The 16,560-nt window shown below is 72.1% G+C and carries 12 protein-coding genes; all 12 read left to right on the top strand.

The annotated features are described in order from the left end of the window. The first annotated feature begins 197 nt into the window (after window positions 1–197). The 12 genes from AB0C66_RS06685 (at window position 198) to AB0C66_RS06630 (ending at window position 16,557) form a co-directional block, all read left to right on the top strand. Window positions 198–1,418 carry an ROK family transcriptional regulator gene (locus tag AB0C66_RS06685; RefSeq protein WP_362433761.1) on the top strand — a complete coding sequence of 407 codons (1,221 nt, stop codon included), beginning with the start codon at window positions 198–200 and terminating at the stop codon, window positions 1,416–1,418. Between the two features lie 43 nt (window positions 1,419–1,461). Then, the gene (locus AB0C66_RS06680) at window positions 1,462–2,808 is read left to right on the top strand and encodes an ABC transporter substrate-binding protein (protein WP_362433759.1); all 1,347 of its coding nucleotides are present in this window, start codon (window positions 1,462–1,464) and stop codon (window positions 2,806–2,808) included. Window positions 2,809–2,819: 11 nt separating this feature from the next. Beyond that, the gene (locus AB0C66_RS06675) at window positions 2,820–3,779 is read left to right on the top strand and encodes a sugar ABC transporter permease (RefSeq protein ID WP_362433757.1); all 960 of its coding nucleotides are present in this window, start codon (window positions 2,820–2,822) and stop codon (window positions 3,777–3,779) included. A gap of 73 nt (window positions 3,780–3,852) precedes the next feature. Then, window positions 3,853–4,758 (top strand): carbohydrate ABC transporter permease, encoded by a 906-nt coding sequence (locus AB0C66_RS06670; protein WP_362433754.1) that lies wholly within the window; start codon window positions 3,853–3,855, stop codon window positions 4,756–4,758. Continuing rightward, window positions 4,755–6,017 carry a 6-phospho-beta-glucosidase gene (locus tag AB0C66_RS06665; protein WP_362433752.1) on the top strand — a complete coding sequence of 421 codons (1,263 nt, stop codon included), beginning with the start codon at window positions 4,755–4,757 and terminating at the stop codon, window positions 6,015–6,017. Before AB0C66_RS06670 ends, AB0C66_RS06665 begins: the two co-directional genes overlap by 4 nt. Next, window positions 6,008–7,030 (top strand): BadF/BadG/BcrA/BcrD ATPase family protein, encoded by a 1,023-nt coding sequence (locus AB0C66_RS06660; protein ID WP_362433749.1) that lies wholly within the window; start codon window positions 6,008–6,010, stop codon window positions 7,028–7,030. Before AB0C66_RS06665 ends, AB0C66_RS06660 begins: the two co-directional genes overlap by 10 nt. A 233-nt stretch (window positions 7,031–7,263) precedes the next feature. Further along, entirely contained in the window at window positions 7,264–8,640 is a 1,377-nt protein-coding gene (locus tag AB0C66_RS06655; protein WP_362433746.1) for a hypothetical protein, read from the top strand. Window positions 8,641–8,660: 20 nt separating this feature from the next. Continuing rightward, window positions 8,661–9,677, top strand: coding sequence for a glutamate ABC transporter substrate-binding protein (locus AB0C66_RS06650; RefSeq protein ID WP_362435520.1), 1,017 nt, complete (start codon window positions 8,661–8,663; stop codon window positions 9,675–9,677). 171 nt (window positions 9,678–9,848) lie between these two features. After that, window positions 9,849–11,180, top strand: coding sequence for a hypothetical protein (locus AB0C66_RS06645; RefSeq protein ID WP_362433743.1), 1,332 nt, complete (start codon window positions 9,849–9,851; stop codon window positions 11,178–11,180). Further along, window positions 11,173–13,689, top strand: a complete 2,517-nt coding sequence (locus AB0C66_RS06640; protein WP_362433741.1) for a tetratricopeptide repeat protein — start codon at window positions 11,173–11,175, stop codon at window positions 13,687–13,689. The genes AB0C66_RS06645 and AB0C66_RS06640 overlap by 8 nt, the downstream gene beginning before the upstream one ends. 3 nt (window positions 13,690–13,692) lie before the next feature. Further along, window positions 13,693–14,961 carry a PP2C family protein-serine/threonine phosphatase gene (locus AB0C66_RS06635; protein ID WP_362433740.1) on the top strand — a complete coding sequence of 423 codons (1,269 nt, stop codon included), beginning with the start codon at window positions 13,693–13,695 and terminating at the stop codon, window positions 14,959–14,961. Between the two features lie 237 nt (window positions 14,962–15,198). Continuing rightward, window positions 15,199–16,557, top strand: a complete 1,359-nt coding sequence (locus AB0C66_RS06630) for a VWA domain-containing protein (protein ID WP_362433739.1) — start codon at window positions 15,199–15,201, stop codon at window positions 16,555–16,557. The last annotated feature ends 3 nt before the right edge of the window (window positions 16,558–16,560 follow it).

Below are 16,560 nucleotides of genomic sequence, written 5' to 3'. Positions count from 1 at the left end.
TCCGGGGACGGTGGCGTCCGTCGTTTCCGGGGGCCCTCGCTCCTGGAGCGTCTCTTGCCGGTCGTACCCACTGACGCCGCCCGGTCGTACCCATTGACGCCGCGCGGAGCGGCGCCTACTTTCCTGTTCATCAATAGGAAAGTTTCTTAACAGAGCGAGGTAGGCGACTCATCCGAGCCGCGGAGACGGGGCACCGCATGGCCGCAGCATCCGGCAGCACACCCGGCACCCCGCGCGTGCTGCGCGCCATGAACGACCGGGCCGCCCTGGAGCTGCTGGCCGCGCACGGACCGCTCACCCGGACCCGGCTCGGGGAGCTGACCGGGCTGTCCAAGCCCACCGCCTCCCAGCTGCTGTCCCGGCTGGAATCCGCCGGTCTGGTCCGCACCACCGGCAATGTGACCGGGCGGCCGGGGCCCAACGCCCAGCTGTACGAGATCGATCCGGCCGCCGCCCATGTGACCGCGCTCGCGGTGGACCAGGCGGGCATCACCGCCGTGGTCGCCGACATCACCGGCCGGACCGTCGGCGAGTACCGGGTGGCCGCCGCCGCGGGCGACCCGGCGCTCCGCGCCCGCACCGCCGAGCTGGTGGCCGAGGCCGTGGACGGGGCGCTGGCCGCCGCCGGGCTGGAGCAAGGCGCGCCACGCTCCACCGTGATCGGCACCCCCGGCGCGCTCGACCCGCGTACCGGCACCCTGCGCTACGCGCCCCATCTGCCCGGCTGGCAGTCCCGCACCCTGAGGGACGACCTGGCCGAGGTGCTGGGCACCCCGGTCGTCATCGAGAACGACGTCAATCTCGCGGCCGTCGCCGAACAACACCACGGCACCGCCCAGGACTTCGACGACTTCGTACTGGTCTGGGCCGACGAGGGGGTCGGCGCGGCCATCGTGCTCGGCGGCGCCCTGCTCCGCGGGGCCACCGGCGGGGCCGGGGAGATCGGCTATATGCCGCTGCCGGGGGCACCGCTCGCCCGCGGTGGCCAGGACGACGCCGCCCGGCCGGACGCGGGCGGGGGGTTCCAGAAGCTCGTCGGCTCACCCGCCGTGCTGGAGCTGGCCCATGAGCACGGCATCGACGCGCCCACCGCCGCCAAGGCGCTGACCGCGGCGCTGCGCACCCCCGGCGCGGGCGATGCGGTGCTCACCGAGCTGGCCCGTCGGCTGGCCACCGGACTCGCCTCCGTCGTCGCGGTGGTCGACCCCGAACTGGTCGTGCTGTCGGGCGAGATCGCCCAGGCCGGAGGGGAGCGGCTGCGGGAGCTGGTGGAGGCAGAGCTGACCGGACTCGCCCTGCCCAGGCCGGAGATACGGATCAGCGCGCTGGACGGCGATCCGATTCTCCTCGGCGCACTGCGGCAGGCCCTGGCCGATGCGCGCCACACCGTTTTCGACACCACCCGCTTCGACGTGTGACTCCCCCGCCCCGCCCCCGCCTCCGCCTCCGAAGGGCGTCCCCATGGCACGACATACGGCATCGGCACGACGAACGGCATTCCTCCTCTCGGGCTTGAGCAGCTGTGCCCTGGTGCTGACGGGCTGCGCCAACCCCAGCACCGGCAGCGCCGAGGACGACCCGACCAAGCCCGTGACGCTGCGGTTCTGGCATGGCTGGGCGGAGAAGAACGAGGTCAAGGCGATCGATGACAGCATCGCCCGGTTCGAACGGCTCCATCCCAACATCAGGGTCAAGGCGACCGGAAACGTCACCGACGCCACCGTGAACCAGGCGCTGCGGGCCGGTGGGGACGACGCCCCGGACGTCGTCTCCTCCTTCACCACCAACAACGTGGGGCAGTACTGCTCATCCGGAATGTGGGTCGATCTCGACCCCTTCATGAAGAAGACCGGGCTGGACAAGGACCGGGTGTTCCCCGCCACCCTGCTGGACTACACGCGCTACCAGGGCGAGCAGTGCGCCCTGCCGCTGCTCGCCGACGCGTACGGCCTCTACTACAACAAGGACGCCTTCGAGGAGGCGGGTATCGAGCGCCCGCCGCGCACCATGTCGGAGTTCACGCGGGACGCGGCCGAACTGACCCGGCGCACCAAGGGCGGTGGCTATGAACGCGTCGGTTTCATGCCCAACTTCCGCCTTTACCAGAACAGTCCGGACCGGCTGTTCGCCCAGTGGGGGCCGTCCTATTTCGGCGAGGACGGAAAGGCACGGCTGGCGCAGGAACCGGCGGCCAGGGAGTTCTTCGCCACCCAGCGGGAGCTGATCCGCAGCCAGGGCGGCTACGGCCCGCTGGAGAAGTTCCGTACCTCCTTCGGCGATGAGATGTCCGCGCAGAACGCCTTTCTGACCGGAAAGCTGGCCATGCATCTGGACGGCGAATGGCGCGGCCTCTTCCTGAAGGACGCCCCCTTCCGCTGGGGCACCGCGCCACTGCCCGTTCCGGACGACCGGCCGGAGACGTATGGCCGGGGCTATCTCACCGGCACGGTCGTGGGCATCGCGCACAGCAGCACCCATCAGAACGCCGCCTGGAAGCTGGTGGAATTCCTGACCTCCGACACCGACCAGGTCGTCGCCTTCGCCAACGCCATTCACAATGTGCCGTCCACCAAGGCCGCGCTCGCCTCCCCGGAGCTGGACTCCGACCCGGCCTTCCGTACCTTCCTGCGCATCGCCGGAAACCGCTACAGCAGCGCCCTTCCGGCCTCGGTCAACGGCGGGCAGTACGTCGTCTCGCTCCAGGACTTCGGCTATGAGGTGGAATCGGGCCGGGTGCGCGACCTCGGCCGGGGGCTGAGGGAGCTGGACGAGCAGATCGACGCCGACAATCTCCAGGCTCGGAACTGATGGAGCGCGCCATGGCCCCTCTCGCCCCCGCCCCCGCCTCTGCCCTGCGCCGCAAAGTCCTCCGCGAGCGGCTGCGCACCCTCGGATTTCTCTCACCCTGGCTGGTCGGCTTCACGGTCTTCTTCGGCTATCCGCTGATCGCCACCGTCTACTTCTCCTTCATGCACTACAACCAGATCGAGCCCCCCACCTTCGTGGGTCTGCGGAACTGGCGGTATGTGTGGGAACAGATGCCGCTGTTCGGCCCGGCGCTATGGAACACGCTGTGGCTGGTCGTGGTGATGGTCGCGCTGCGCGTGGTCTTCGGACTGGGCATCGGACTGCTGGTCACCAAGGTGAAGACCGGGGTGGGCTTCTTCCGGACGGCGTTCTATCTGCCGTATCTGGCCCCGCCGGTGGCGGCCACGGTCGCGTTTGTCTTTCTGCTCAACCCCGGCACCGGACCGGTCAACGCGATCCTCGGGAAGGTGGGCATCGACGCCCCCAACTGGTTCAACGATCCGAACTGGGCCAAGCCCTCGCTGGTGATGCTCTCGCTGTGGGGCATCGGCGACCTCATGGTCATCTTCATGGCCGCGCTGCTGGACGTCCCACGCGAGCAATATGAGGCGGCCGAGCTGGACGGCGCCGGGGCGCTGACCACTTTCCGCTATGTGACCTGGCCGTCGATCACCCCGATCGTGATGTTCGCGGTGGTGACCGGTGTGGTGCAGACGATGCAGTACTACACCCAGGCGCTGGTGGCCGGAAAGCTGGCCTCCGGCGTCAGCGTCGGCCCCGGCTCGGTGATCCAGCCCGGCTATCCCGACCACTCCACGCTCACCGTGCCGCAGCTCGTCTACTCGCTCGGCTTCCAGAACTTCAACACCGGCGCCGCATGTGTGCTCTCGCTGGTGCTCTTCGCCCTCGCGATGGCCGTGACCACGCTGCTGATGCGGCGCCGCTCCGGGCTGCTGTCGGCCGAGGACTGAGCCGAGGAGCCGTGCCGAGCCGACGACCGACGAGTACCGAGCCTGAGCCGAGGGCTGAGAGGACCGATCCGCAATGACCGCGACCACCACCCTCCCGGCGCCCTCCGCCCCTTCGCGCCCCGCCACCCGCCGCTCCCCCGCCCCCGCGGCCCGCCGCCGCGCGGCCCTGGAGTGGATCGCCGTGCACACCGTCGCCCTCGCCGCGGCGCTCTTCTTCCTTCTGCCGTTCGTCTTCGTCCTCCTCACCTCGGTGATGAGCGATGAGCAGGCGATGAGCGGCGAGTTGTGGCCGCATGAGTGGAAATGGTCGAATTACGCGGAGGTCTTCACCACTCCCGGATTCGCGGACTGGTGGCGCAATTCCCTGCTGTACGCCGGACTCGGCACCCTCTTCACCGTCTGCTCCTCCCTCCCGGTGGCCTACGCTCTGGCGAAATTCCGGTTCCGGGGCCGCCGGACCGCCATGCTGCTGGTCATCTCGACGATGATGCTGCCGCCCCAGGTCATCGTCATCCCGATGTATCTGGTCTGGGCCCAGCAGCTCCATCTGTCGGGTTCGCTCTGGCCGCTGATCATTCCGATGGCATTCGGTGACGCGTACTCCATCTTCCTGCTGCGCCAGTTCCTTCTGACGATTCCCCGCGAATACCTGGAGTCGGCCAGGATCGACGGCTGCGGGGAACTGCGCACCCTGCTCCGCGTGGTGGTCCCGATGGCGAAGCCGGGCCTCGCCGCCGTCGCCCTCTTCCAGTTCTTCTACTGCTGGAACGACTACTTCGGCCCACAGATCTACGCCGCGCAGAATCCCGGTGCCTGGACGCTCAGTTACGGCCTGGAGAGCTTCAAAAGCGCGCACAGCGTCAACTGGAACCTGACGATGGCCGCGACCCTGCTGGTCATGGCCCCCGTCATCGTCGTCTTCTTCTTCGCCCAGAAAGCCTTCGTCGAAGGCGTCACACTGACAGGAGTCAAGGGTTGAAGCTCGCAGTGGTGGGTGGGGGATCCACCTACACCCCCGAACTCGTGGACGGATTCGCCCGGCTGCGGGATCTGCTCCCGCTGGAGGAGCTGGTCCTGATCGATCCGGCCGCGGACCGGCTGGAGCTGGTCGGCGGGGTGTCCCGCCGGATCTTCGCCCGGCAGGGCCACCCCGGCCGGATCTCCTGGACCGCAGACCTGGACGCGGGCGTGGACGGGGCGGACGCGGTGCTGCTGCAACTGCGCGTCGGCGGCCAGGCCGCCCGCGACCAGGACGAGACCTGGCCGCTGGAGTGCGGCTGTGTGGGCCAGGAGACCACCGGGGCGGGCGGGCTGGCCAAGGCGCTGCGTACGGTCCCGGTGGTGCTGGACATCGCCGAGCGGGTGCGTGCGCGCAACCCGCACGCCTGGATCGTGGACTTCACCAATCCGGTGGGGATCGTCACCCGGGCGCTGCTGTCGGCCGGTCACCGGGCGGTCGGGCTGTGCAATGTGGCCATCGGCTTCCAGCGGAAGTTCGCGAAGCTGCTGGGCGTCGCGCCCGGCGAGGTGTGGCTGGACCATGTGGGGCTCAACCACCTCACCTGGGAGCGCGCCGTGCGGATCGGCGGCCCGGACGGTGCGGATGTGCTGCCCGCGCTGCTCGCCGAGCACGGTGACGCCGTGGCCGGGGACCTGCGGATGCCGCGCGCCCTGCTGGACCGGCTCGGCGTCGTCCCCTCCTACTACCTGCGCTACTTCTACCAGCACGACGCGGTGGTGCGGGAGCAGCGGACCCGGCCGTCGCGGGCGGCGGAGGTCGCGGCGATCGAACGGGAGCTGCTGGCGATGTACGGCGATCCGGCGCTCGACCACAAGCCCGAACTGCTCGGCAGGCGCGGCGGGGCGTTCTACTCGGAGGCGGCGGTCGACCTGACCTCCTCGCTGCTGCGGGACACCGGCGAGGTGCGGATCGTCAACACCTTCAACGGCGGCACCCTGCCGTTCCTCCCCGACGACGCGGTGATCGAGGTCCCGGCGACGGTGGACGCGCGGGGCGCCGAGCCGCTGCCGGTGCGCCCCCTGGAGCCGCTGTTCGCCGGGCTGATCGGCCAGGTGACGGCGTACGAGGAGCTGGCGCTGGAGGCGGCGCTGAGGGGCGGGCGGGAGAGGATCTTCCGGGCGCTGCTCGCCCATCCGCTCATCGGCCAGATCGAGTACGCCGAGAAGCTGACCGATGACCTGATCGCGCACAACCGGGAGCATCTGGCGTGGATCTGACCCAGTCCGTACCGCCTCCGGCCGCGGGGGGCCGGGCCGTCCTCGCGATCGACGCGGGCAACAGCAAGACCGACATCGCGCTGGTGGCGCTGGACGGTGCGGTCCTCGGCACGGCCCGCGGCGGCGGTTTCCGGCCACCGGTGGTGGGTGCCGAGCAGGCGGTGGGCGCGCTGGCGCCGCTGGTGGCGCGGGCGGCCCTGACGGCGGGCGGCCCGGGACCGGCCCGGATCGGCCATATCTCGGCATGTCTGGCCAACGCCGATCTGCCCGCCGAGGAGGAGGAGTTGACCGACGCGCTGGCCGCCCGCCGCTGGGGCGCCGGGGTCACCGTGGCCAACGACACCTTCGCGCTGTTGCGGGCCGGGGTGGCGGACGCCGGTGAACCGACCGGAGTCGCCGTCGTCTGCGGGGCGGGCATCAACTGCGCGGGGCTCGGCCACGGCGGCCGGACCGCCCGCTTCCCGGCCATCGGCCGGATCTCCGGCGACTGGGGCGGCGGGGGCTTTCTGTCCGAGGAGGCGCTGTGGTGGGCGGCTCGCGCCGAGGACGGCCGGGGCGAGCCGACCGAGCTGGCCCGCGCCCTGCCCGCGCACTTCGGCCTGACCACGATGTACGAACTGATCGAGGCGCTGCATCTGGGGGTGGTCCGGGCCACCCGGCGGCTGGAGCTGACGCCGGTGCTCTTCGCGGTGGCCGCGTCCGGCGATCCGGTGGCGCGCGCGATCGTGGCCCGGCAGGCCGAGGAGGTGGTCGCGCTGGCCGCGGTCGCGCTGACCCGGCTGGATCTGCTGGCCGAGCCGACCCCGGTGATCCTGGGCGGCGGGGTGCTGGCGGCCCGTCATCCCCTGCTGGACGACCGGATCCGCGAACTCCTCACCGTGCGCGCCCCCAAGGCGGAGCCGCGTGTGGTCACCGCCCCGCCGGTGCTCGGCGCCGCGCTGCTCGGTCTGGACCGCATGGGGGCGCCCGCCGGGGCGCACGCCCGGTTGCGGGCGCAATACGCCCGTGACTGAGGGTTTGGACGGGAGGAGTGGAACCGCGCGACCGCCCCGGACGTAAGGAAAGTAGAGAGGGGCAGGGAATGCGCGATCGCACCGGGAAGATCCCGATCCGAGCAAGATCGGGGCAAGACCGGTGACCCGGTCCCGGGCCCGCGGTCATACTGCTGCCGGGTAGCCGTCTCCCGTCATGCCGGGGGACGTCCTGCGAGAACGACCGAGGGGATCCGGACCGAGGGGGAGGTCTTGTGTCACACCCGCCGACCACCGGCAGAGCCGCACCGCCGCCCGCGCCCGCGGCTCCGCCGCGCACCGCGTGGCGCGAGGGCGTCGACCGGGCGCGGGCTGCGGCCACGACCGAGCCGGGGCGGCTGCGGATCATCGGAGCGGTGCTGGCCGTGCTGGTGGTGGCGTTCGGGGCGGTGACGGCCTGGCAGGTCGCGGACCGCCAGTCCGCGGCGGACGCGGTGGCCGACCGCAGCGCGCCGCTGAGCGCCGACGCCGCCCGGATCTACCGCTCGCTGGCCGATGCCGACACCACGGCGGCCAGCGGCTTCCTGGCGGGCAAGGAGGAGCCCGCGGCGGTCCGCCAGCGGTACGAGAAGGACATCGACACCGCCTCCCAGCTGCTGGTGCGGGCCGCGGCCACCACCGAGGGCGCGGCCTCCGCCCGGGACGAGATACGCACGATCAACCGGCTGCTGCCGGTCTACACCGGTCTGGTGGAGTCCGCGCGCGCCAACAACCGCCAGGGGCTGCCGCTGGGCGGCGCGTATCTCCGCTATGCCAACGACACCATGCGCGGTGAGCTGCTCCCCGCGGCCGGCAGGCTCTACGAGGCGGAGACGGCCCGCCTCGGCGAGGACTACGGGGACGCCAGGGCCTGGCCCTGGGCGGCGCTCGGCGCCGGGGTGATCGCGCTGGGCGCGCTGGGCTGGGCGCAGCGCCGTCACTACCGCCGTACCAACCGGGTGTTCAACCACGGTCTGCTGGCCGCCACCGCCGCCGCCGCGGTGGTGCTGCTGTGGACGGTGGTCGGCCACGCCGTCGCGCGGGCCCAGCTGAGCGACTCCGATGAGCACGGCGCGCAGTCCCTGCACGTGCTCAACGCGGCGCGGATCGACGCCCTCCGGGCCCGGGCCGACGAGAATCTGACGCTGGTCGCGCGCGGCGCGGTCGTCATCGACAAGGACGGCCCGGACAAGGGCAAGGACGCCTATGAGGTCAGCTACGGCTCCCGGATGAAGAGCCTGGCCGGGGATCTGCGCGGTGCGCGGGAGGCCGCCGACGACAGCGCCGGGCGCGATCCGGTGGACAGCGCCCGCTCGGCGGTCCAGGAGTGGCAGAAGCGGCACCGGGCCGCCCGCAGCGCCGATGACGCCGGTGACTACGGGGAGGCGCTGAAGAAGGTCATCGGCACCGAGGACAGCACGGGTGGCTCCTTCGACACCGTGGACACCCTGCTGGCCAAGGCCGTCGACCATGAGCAGCGGGAGTTCCAGCGGGCCGCCGACGACGGGCGGGGCGCGTTCACCGCGATGGCCGCCGGGGCCGCGGCGCTGGCGGTGCTCGGGGCCGTGGGCGCGGTGCTGGGCATAGGCCGCAGACTGTCGGAGTACCGATGAGGGTGATGGGGGGCATCAGCATGCGCTCGGTGCGATCTGCCGCCGCGGTGGCGGTGTGCGCCCTGGGGGTGGCCACGGCGATCGTGGCGCCCGCCATGGTGGACGGCCAGGACGACAGCGGCCGGAGCACCGCCGCCGACCGGCGGCCGCAGGCCCTGCGGGCCGGACACCGGACCGCCGCGGACAGCTGTGAGAAGCCGGAGGCGAGTCTGCGGCCGTCCGGTGCGAGCGGCCCGGCCATCAAGCGGATCAAGAACCGTGAGATCAATGGCCACAAGGTCGGCAAGCTGATCGCGGGCGTCGACCAGAACAGCTACCGCTGGGGCTACCGCGATCCGGCCACCGGCGACCTCACCGGTTTCGATATCGACATCGTGCGCGCCATCGCCAAGGACATCTTCGGCGATCCGGACGCGGTCATCTACCGCACCATCCCCACCAGTCAGCGCATCAAGGCCCTTCAGCAGGGCAAGGTGGATGTGGTGGTGCGCACCATGACCATCAACTGCGACCGGATCAAGGATGTGGCGTTCTCCACCGCCTACTTCCAGGCCGGTCAGCAGGTGCTGGTGGGCGAGGGCTCGTCCACCACCGGCTACAACAGGACGCTGCGCGGCAAGAAGGTGTGCACCGCACAGGGTTCCACCGCCGAGGCCGAGTTGGACAAGCCGGAGACGGGTGCCGAGGCACTCGGCGCGATCAAGGTCAAACCGGTCCCCAATCAGCTCGACTGCCTGGTCAGGCTGCAACTGGGCCAGGTGGACGCGGTGATCACGGACAATGCGCTGGCGGCGGGCCAGGCCGCCCAGGACCCCTCCGTCAAGCTGGTCGGCTCCCGATTCACCGACGAGCTGTACGGCGTGGCGATGAACAAGGACGACAAGGACCTGGTACGCCGGGTCAACAAGGTCCTGGCGGACTACCGCGAGGGCGGTGACAGCAGCCCCTGGATGCGCGCCTACCGCAAGTGGCTCGCGGAGGACTTCGGCGGGGCGCAGGAGAAACCGGCCCCGCCGGACCCCGTGTACAGGGACTGACGGACGGGGTGCCGGAGGCCGGGGAAGACGGCCGGGGACGGAAGCGGAAAGGGGCGGCGGCGGACGGCGATTCGAGGATGACGGACCGGTAAGGATTAGCGCCCGGCCCGCACGCGTAGGGATGACGCGGTAACGGATCACACGGCGGATACGGACACGGAGAGGTGATCGATGGGGGTCCCGGGACCCTTCCCCAGTTCAGCGGGGACACCCGACGGGCCGGCCATGGGCCGCGAGGAGGTGGACCGCGCGCTGGCGAAGCTCGCCGCCGAGCACGAGGCCATCGAGACCTCGCTGCTCGCTCTCCAGGACCACGCGGGCAGAAGACTCCTGGAGGGCGCCGAGCTGACCGGTGTCACCAAGGAGCGCTGGGCCACCACCGAACAGGCCGTCTCCCTGCTGTGGAGCTATTTCGACGCGTACACCGAAACCCTCACCCGCGCCCGTGAGCTGCGCGCCCGCCACCGCTGGCCCACCCCGGGCGAGTTGGCCGACCTCACCGAGCTGCTGCGCGGCCCCGGGATCACCCTGCCCAGCAGTGCCACCCTCACCGGATCGCCGCTGCTGAGCGAGCAGTTGAGCCTGGACCGGCTGGTGGACCGGATGAACCGCTGGTACGCCGAGGCGCTGGACGTCATCGTCACCGCGGACGCCGTGTGGTCCGCGCTGCCCGCCCGGATCGATATGCTCTCCGCCGAGCTGCACCGCACCCGTTCCCTGGCGCATTCGGTGGGTGTGCGCCCCGGTGAGCACCCCTCGGGCGACGATCTGGAGCGGATCACCACCGAGCTGACCGCGCTCCGCGCCGAGGTGGTCTCCGATCCGCTGGCGTTCTGGAAGCCGAGGAAGAGCGGCAGTTCGGCGCCGGGCGGCGGCTCCCCGGACACCGAGCGGTACGACCGCGCGGCCCGTGCCCTGGAGGATGTGCGGCGCGAGATCGAAGCCGTGCTGGACGTACGGCAGGACGCGGAGCGGCGGCTGATGCGGCTGCGCGATGTGCTCTCCCGCGCCGACCGCACCCTGGCCGAGGCCCGGCAGGCGCGCGGCGAGGTGCTGGCGAAGATCGCGGCCTCCGAGGTGCCCGCGGTCAGCGGCCCGCCCACCGTGCTGCATGAACAGCTGGTGGCCGCGGCCGACTACCGCAGGCGCTCCCAGTGGCACCGGCTCTCGCCACTGCTGGAGAGCCTGGAGCAGCGCGCCGACGACGAGCTGCTGCGGGCCCGGGAGTCCCTGACGGCGGTGACCGCGCCGCTCGCGGTCCGCGCCGAGCTGCGCGGCCGGCTCGACGCGTACAAGGCCAAGGTCGCCCGGCATGGAATGGCGGAGGATCCGCTGCTGGTGGAGCGGTACGACGCGGCGCGCCGGATGTTGTGGAGCGCCCCGTGCGATCTGCGGGCGGCCGAGCAGGCGGTGCTGCGCTACCAGCGGGCCGCGGCCGACGCCCTCGTACCCCGCCAGGCGGGCCCCACCGATCACGGCACCCAGGGGGCACGGCATGAGTGAAGCGGTCAGCTGCCAGCGGCGTGAGTGCGGCGGCTCCTACGAGGACGTGGGCGGCGGCGAGCTGTACTGCGACACCTGCGGGATGGCTCCGGTCGTCTCCCCGGCGGGGCTGGTGAGTTCACCCCCCACCGGGGTCGCGGGCGGGGGCCGAAGCGGCTCCGCGCCCTCGGCCCGGTCCTCGGGCGGCTCGCGGTCGGCGCGCTCCTCCTCGTCGCGGCGTTCGGTCTCCGGGCGGCTGTCCCGCTCCTCGCTGTCGGGGCGGTCCTCGGCGCGTTCGGTCTCGGTGCGCAGCTCCCGTTCCACCTCCTCCGCCTCCGGGCGGAACGCGCTGGGCGCGGGCCTGGTCAGCGTCCCGGAGGTGCCGCGTCCCGATCCGCGGGCGGCGGTGCTGGCCGACCCCGAGGTGCCGGAGCGCAAGCGGTTCTGTAGCCGGGGGGACTGCGGGGCGTCGGTGGGCCGCTCCCGCGGCGACCGTCCGGGCCGCACCGAGGGCTTCTGCACCAAGTGCGGTCATCCGTACTCGTTCGTACCGAAGCTGAGCCCCGGCGATGTGGTGCACGGGCAGTACGAGGTGGCGGGCTGTCTGGCCCACGGCGGTCTGGGCTGGATCTATCTGGCCATAGACCGCGCGGTCTCCGACCGCTGGGTGGTGCTCAAGGGCCTGCTGGACACCGGTGACGAGGACGCGCTCGCGGTCGCCGTCTCCGAGCGCCGCTTCCTCGCCGAGATCGAGCATTCGAACATCGTCCGCATCTACAACTTCGTCGAACACCTCGACCAGCGCACCGGCAGCCTCGACGGCTACATCGTCATGGAGTACGTGGGCGGCAAGTCGCTGAAGGACATCGCCAACGACCGGCGCGCCGCGGACGGCCGCCGGGATCCGCTGCCGGTGGAGCAGGCGTGCGCGTACGGCATCGAGGCGCTGGAGGCCCTGGGCCATCTGCACAGCCGCAATCTGCTCTACTGCGACTTCAAGGTCGACAACGCGATACAGCAGCAGGACCAGTTGAAGCTGATCGACATGGGCGCGGTCCGGCGGATGGACGACGAGGACAGCGCGATCTACGGCACCGTCGGCTACCAGGCGCCCGAGATCTCGGACGCCGGGCCGTCGGTCTCCTCCGACCTGTACACGGTGGCGCGCACGCTCGCGGTGCTCACCTTCGACTTCCAGGGCTATACCAACGTCTACGCGGACAGCCTGCCCGACCCGGAGAACATCGAGGTCTTCCGGCGCTATGAGTCGTTCTACCGGCTGCTGGTGCGGGCCACCGACCCGGACCCGGGCCGCCGGTTCGCCTCCGCGCAGGAGATGGCCGACCAGCTGACCGGGGTGTTGCGGGAGGTCGTGGCGGTCCAGAGCGGTCGGCCGCGGCCCGCGCTGTCCACCCTCTTCGGGCCCGAGCCGCGGGTGGTGGACACGGAGGTGTTCGCCGGTCAGGACCAGGATCCGTCCGTACTGGGCGCGCGGGAGACCGGCCGCCGGACGGCGAGCGGCCCGGCAGCGAACGGCCAGGGCGGCACGGGCGGGCCCCTCGGCCAGCGGCCGGGGCCACCGCCCCTGTCGCTGCCCGCCATCGCCCCGCTGGACGCCCGGGCCACCGCCCTGGCACTGCCGGTGCCGCTGGTGGACCAGGCCGATCCCAACGCCGGATTCCTCGCCGGGCTGCTGGCCGCCGCGCCCGCGGAGCTGACCGCCGCCCTCGAGAGCGCCCCCGCCGACTCGCTGGAGCTGCGGCTGCGCCGGGTACGGGCCCAGTTGGAGCTGGGCCAGGCGCGGGAGGCGGGCACCGCGCTGACCGGTCTGGAGGCCGCGTACAGCGACGACTGGCGGATCGTCTGGTACCGGGGGCTGCACGCGCTGGCCACCGGCGACCACGCGACGGCCGCGCTCTCCTTCGACGCCGTCTACGACGCGTTCCCCGGCGAGCCCGCCCCCAAGCTGGCGCTGGCGGTCTGCGCCGAGGTGCTCGGCCAGCTGGACAACGCGGCGGAGTACTACCGCCTGGTGTGGACGACCGACCCCAGCTTCGTGAGCGCCGCCTTCGGGCTGGCCCGGGTGCGGCTGTGCGCCGGGGACCGGGCCGGGGCGGTGCACGTCCTGGAGTCGGTGCCGGAGTCGTCGATCCACTACACGGCGGCGCGGGTCGCGGCGGTACGGGCGCGGCTGCGCCAGCGCGCCCCGTATGACGCCCTGCTGGCCGATCTGACGGCCTCGGCCCTCCAGGTCGAGCGGCTGGGCGAGTTCGGACTGGACGCGGTGCGGCGCGAGCGGCTGCGCACGGAAGTGCTCGGCAGTGCGCTGGATTGGATACTGTCCGGCAGCAGCGGGGCGCCTCCGGGTCACACCGGGCCGCCTCTGCTCGGCAGCAGCCTGGACGAGCGCGGGCTGCGCTTCGGATTGGAGCGCTCGTACCGGGTACTCGCCAGGCTCGCGCAGCGGGGCGAGGAAAGGATCGAACTGGTGGAGCGGGCCAACCGTCTCCGCCCCAGGACGTGGGTGTGATCGATGTCGCAGATGCCGCAGCTTCCCCAGCTGTCAGCCTGCCCGACCTGTGAAGAGCCGCCGCAGTCGGGGGACCACTACTGCGATAACTGCGGCGCCGACCTGACGGCGGCCGCGCCGCCGGGCCCGGCGCCCTCGGGCGGTATGTCCACAGGCGGTACGTCCGCGGGCGTGCCCTCCGCGGGCGGTACGTCCGCGGGCGTGCCCTCCGCGGGCGGCACGCCCTCCGGCCGGGCTCCGGAGCCGGCGGACTATCCACTGGCGGCTCCGGCCCCGGCTCCGGCCCAGGCCCCGGCTCCCCCGGTGGCGGGCGGCGGAGCGGATCCCCGGCTGAACGGCGGCGCGGGCCGCCCCCGCTGTGTCGCGTGTCAGGAGGGCACCATCGACCAGGACGGTTACTGCGAGCACTGCGGCCATGCGCAGGCACGCGAGCGCGACCATATGGAGCGCGAGTTGGAGGGGGTGGCCGCGGCCAGCGACCGTGGCCTGCGCCACCACCGCAACGAGGACGCGTTCTCGCTCTCGGCCGCCGCGCTGCCCGACGGCACCCCGGCCGTGGTCGCGGTCGTCTGTGACGGCGTCTCCTCGGCCACCCGCCCGGATGACGCCTCGGCCGCCGCCGCCCACGCCGCGGAAGCGTCGCTGCGGACCGCGCTCCCCCGCGGCGCCCACCCCCAGCAGGCCATGAACGAGGCGATCATGGCCGCCGCCGAGGCGGTCAACTCACTGGCGCTGGAGCCCGGGTCCGCCGCCCACGAGGAACAGCAGCAGCGCCATCAGAACGCCCCGGCGTGCACCATCGTCAGCGCGGTGGTCACCCCCGGCATCCTCACCGTGGGCTGGATCGGGGACAGCCGCGCCTACTGGGTGCCGGACGACCGTACGACCCCGGCCGCCCGTCTCACCGAGGACGATTCCTGGGCCGCGCAGATGGTGGCCGCCGGGCTGATGTCGGAGGCCGAGGCGTACGCGGACGAGCGGGCCCACGCCATCACCGGCTGGCTCGGCGCGGACGCCTATGAACTGGAGCCGCACACCGCGTCGTTCAAACCGGACCGCCCGGGGGTGGTGGTGGTCTGCACCGACGGACTGTGGAACTACGCCGAGTCCGCGGAGGAGATGGCCATGGTGGTCCCTCCGGACGCCAGGTCCCGGCCGCTGCACAGCGCCCAGGTACTGGTGGGTCACGCCCTCGACGGCGGGGGCCACGACAACGTAACAGTGGCGGTGGTGCCGTTCCCCGCTCCACGGGGGAGGGCAGGATCCGCCTGACGGCTCGAGGGGGGTCGCGGATCCCCGCCGGGTGAGACGGACCTCCGCGGCGCGACGACGGCTCGTGGAGGTCCCACGGAGCACCGCCGTCGCGTGGGGGCGCGGGGGAGCCGTGGTGGTCTCCTCCGGCGGGCGCCGCTGTGCGCTGCCGCTCCGCTCGGCCCTTTTTGTCGATAGGACGACCTGTCCATGGACCACTATGGGACAGATCGCATGGAGCGCCGAGGAGCGAACCCGATGGCCACTTTCTCCAAGTCCCAAGCGCCGCGTTTCTCGGTGGAGGTCGACCAGAACCCGTACCTCCCCGAGGGCGCCCGCGAGGTGAACGCGATCGTCACGGTCACCTCGACCGGCGGCGGGACCACCGGCGGGATGCCGATGCCCGGCCAGCTCCCGGGCCCGCGGGACGGCGGGGGCGCCTCCCCCGACGCGGCCGTGGTGATCATGGTCGACTGTTCCGGTTCGATGGACTACCCACCGACCAAGATGCGCAACGCCCGGGACGCGACGGCCGCCGCGATCGACACGGTGCGCGACGGTGTCGCCTTCGCGGTGGTCGCGGGCACCCACAAGGCGGTGGAAGTCTTCCCGGGCGACGGCCGGTTGGCGACCGCCGATCCGGAGACCCGCGCCCTGGCCAAGGACGCGCTGCGCACCCTGAGCGCGGGCGGCGGCACCGCGATCGGCACCTGGCTGATGCTGGCCGACCGGCTGCTCGCCTCCGCCGACGTCGCCATCCGCCACGGCATCGTGCTGACCGACGGCCGTAACGAGCATGAGAAGCCGGAGGATCTGCGGGCGGCGCTGGAGGCCTGCGCGGGCCGCTTCACCTGCGACGCCCGCGGGGTGGGCACGGACTGGGAGGTCAAGGAGGTCACCGGGATCGCCTCCGCGCTGCTCGGCACGGCCGATATCGTCGCCGACCCCGCCGATCTGTCCGGCGACTTCACGGGGATGATGGAAACGGCGATGGGCAAGGAGGTCGCCGACGTCAGTCTGCGGCTGTGGACCCCGATGGGCGCCGAGGTGGCCTTTGTGAAACAGGTCGCACCGACGGTCGAGGATCTGTCCGCCCGGCGCACCGAGGCCGGTCCGCGCGCGGCCGACTATCCGACGGGCTCCTGGGGGGACGAGTCCCGCGACTACCACGTGTGTGTCCGGGTGCCCGCGGCCGAGCTCGGCCGGGAGATGCTCGCGGCGCGGGTCTCCCTGGTGCTGCCACAGCCGGACGGCGGCCCCGCGGCCCCGCTGGCGCAGGGGCTGGTACGGGCGGTGTGGACGGATGACGTGGTCGCCTCCACCGCGATGAACAGCCATGTCGCGCACTACACAGGTCAGGCGGAACTGGCCCAGGTCATCCAACAGGGGATGGATGCCCGCAAGTCGGGAGATATCGAAGGAGCCACCGCCAAGCTGGGGCGGGCGGTTCAGCTGGCCAGCGCCTCCGGGAACGAGGGCACCGCGAGGCTGCTCGCGAAGGTGGTGGACGTCGTCGACGCGGCGACAGGTACTGTGCGACTGAAGGCGAAGGTCGCGGAAGCGGACGAGATGACACTCGAAACGCGTTCCACCAAGACAGTTCGCGTTAAGAAATAGCAG

The organism is Streptomyces sp. NPDC048636, from assembly GCF_040650655.1.
Lineage (GTDB): Bacteria > Actinomycetota > Actinomycetes > Streptomycetales > Streptomycetaceae > Streptomyces.
The sequence above is the reverse complement of the archived record's forward strand: the minus strand, read 5'-3'. Positions and strand labels throughout refer to the sequence as shown.

What these genes read in the sequence shown, in the direction of transcription:
- AB0C66_RS06685 (WP_362433761.1), top strand. Translation starts at nt 198, where the DNA reads ATGGCCGCAGCATCCGGCAGCACACCCGGCACCCCGCGCGTGCTGCGC.
- AB0C66_RS06680 (WP_362433759.1), top strand. Translation starts at nt 1,462, where the DNA reads ATGGCACGACATACGGCATCGGCACGACGAACGGCATTCCTCCTCTCG.
- AB0C66_RS06675 (WP_362433757.1), top strand. Translation starts at nt 2,820, where the DNA reads ATGGCCCCTCTCGCCCCCGCCCCCGCCTCTGCCCTGCGCCGCAAAGTC.
- AB0C66_RS06670 (WP_362433754.1), top strand. Translation starts at nt 3,853, where the DNA reads ATGACCGCGACCACCACCCTCCCGGCGCCCTCCGCCCCTTCGCGCCCC.
- AB0C66_RS06650 (WP_362435520.1), top strand. Translation starts at nt 8,661, where the DNA reads ATGCGCTCGGTGCGATCTGCCGCCGCGGTGGCGGTGTGCGCCCTGGGG.
- AB0C66_RS06645 (WP_362433743.1), top strand. Translation starts at nt 9,849, where the DNA reads ATGGGGGTCCCGGGACCCTTCCCCAGTTCAGCGGGGACACCCGACGGG.
- AB0C66_RS06640 (WP_362433741.1), top strand. Translation starts at nt 11,173, where the DNA reads ATGAGTGAAGCGGTCAGCTGCCAGCGGCGTGAGTGCGGCGGCTCCTAC.
- AB0C66_RS06635 (WP_362433740.1), top strand. Translation starts at nt 13,693, where the DNA reads ATGTCGCAGATGCCGCAGCTTCCCCAGCTGTCAGCCTGCCCGACCTGT.
- AB0C66_RS06630 (WP_362433739.1), top strand. Translation starts at nt 15,199, where the DNA reads ATGGCCACTTTCTCCAAGTCCCAAGCGCCGCGTTTCTCGGTGGAGGTC.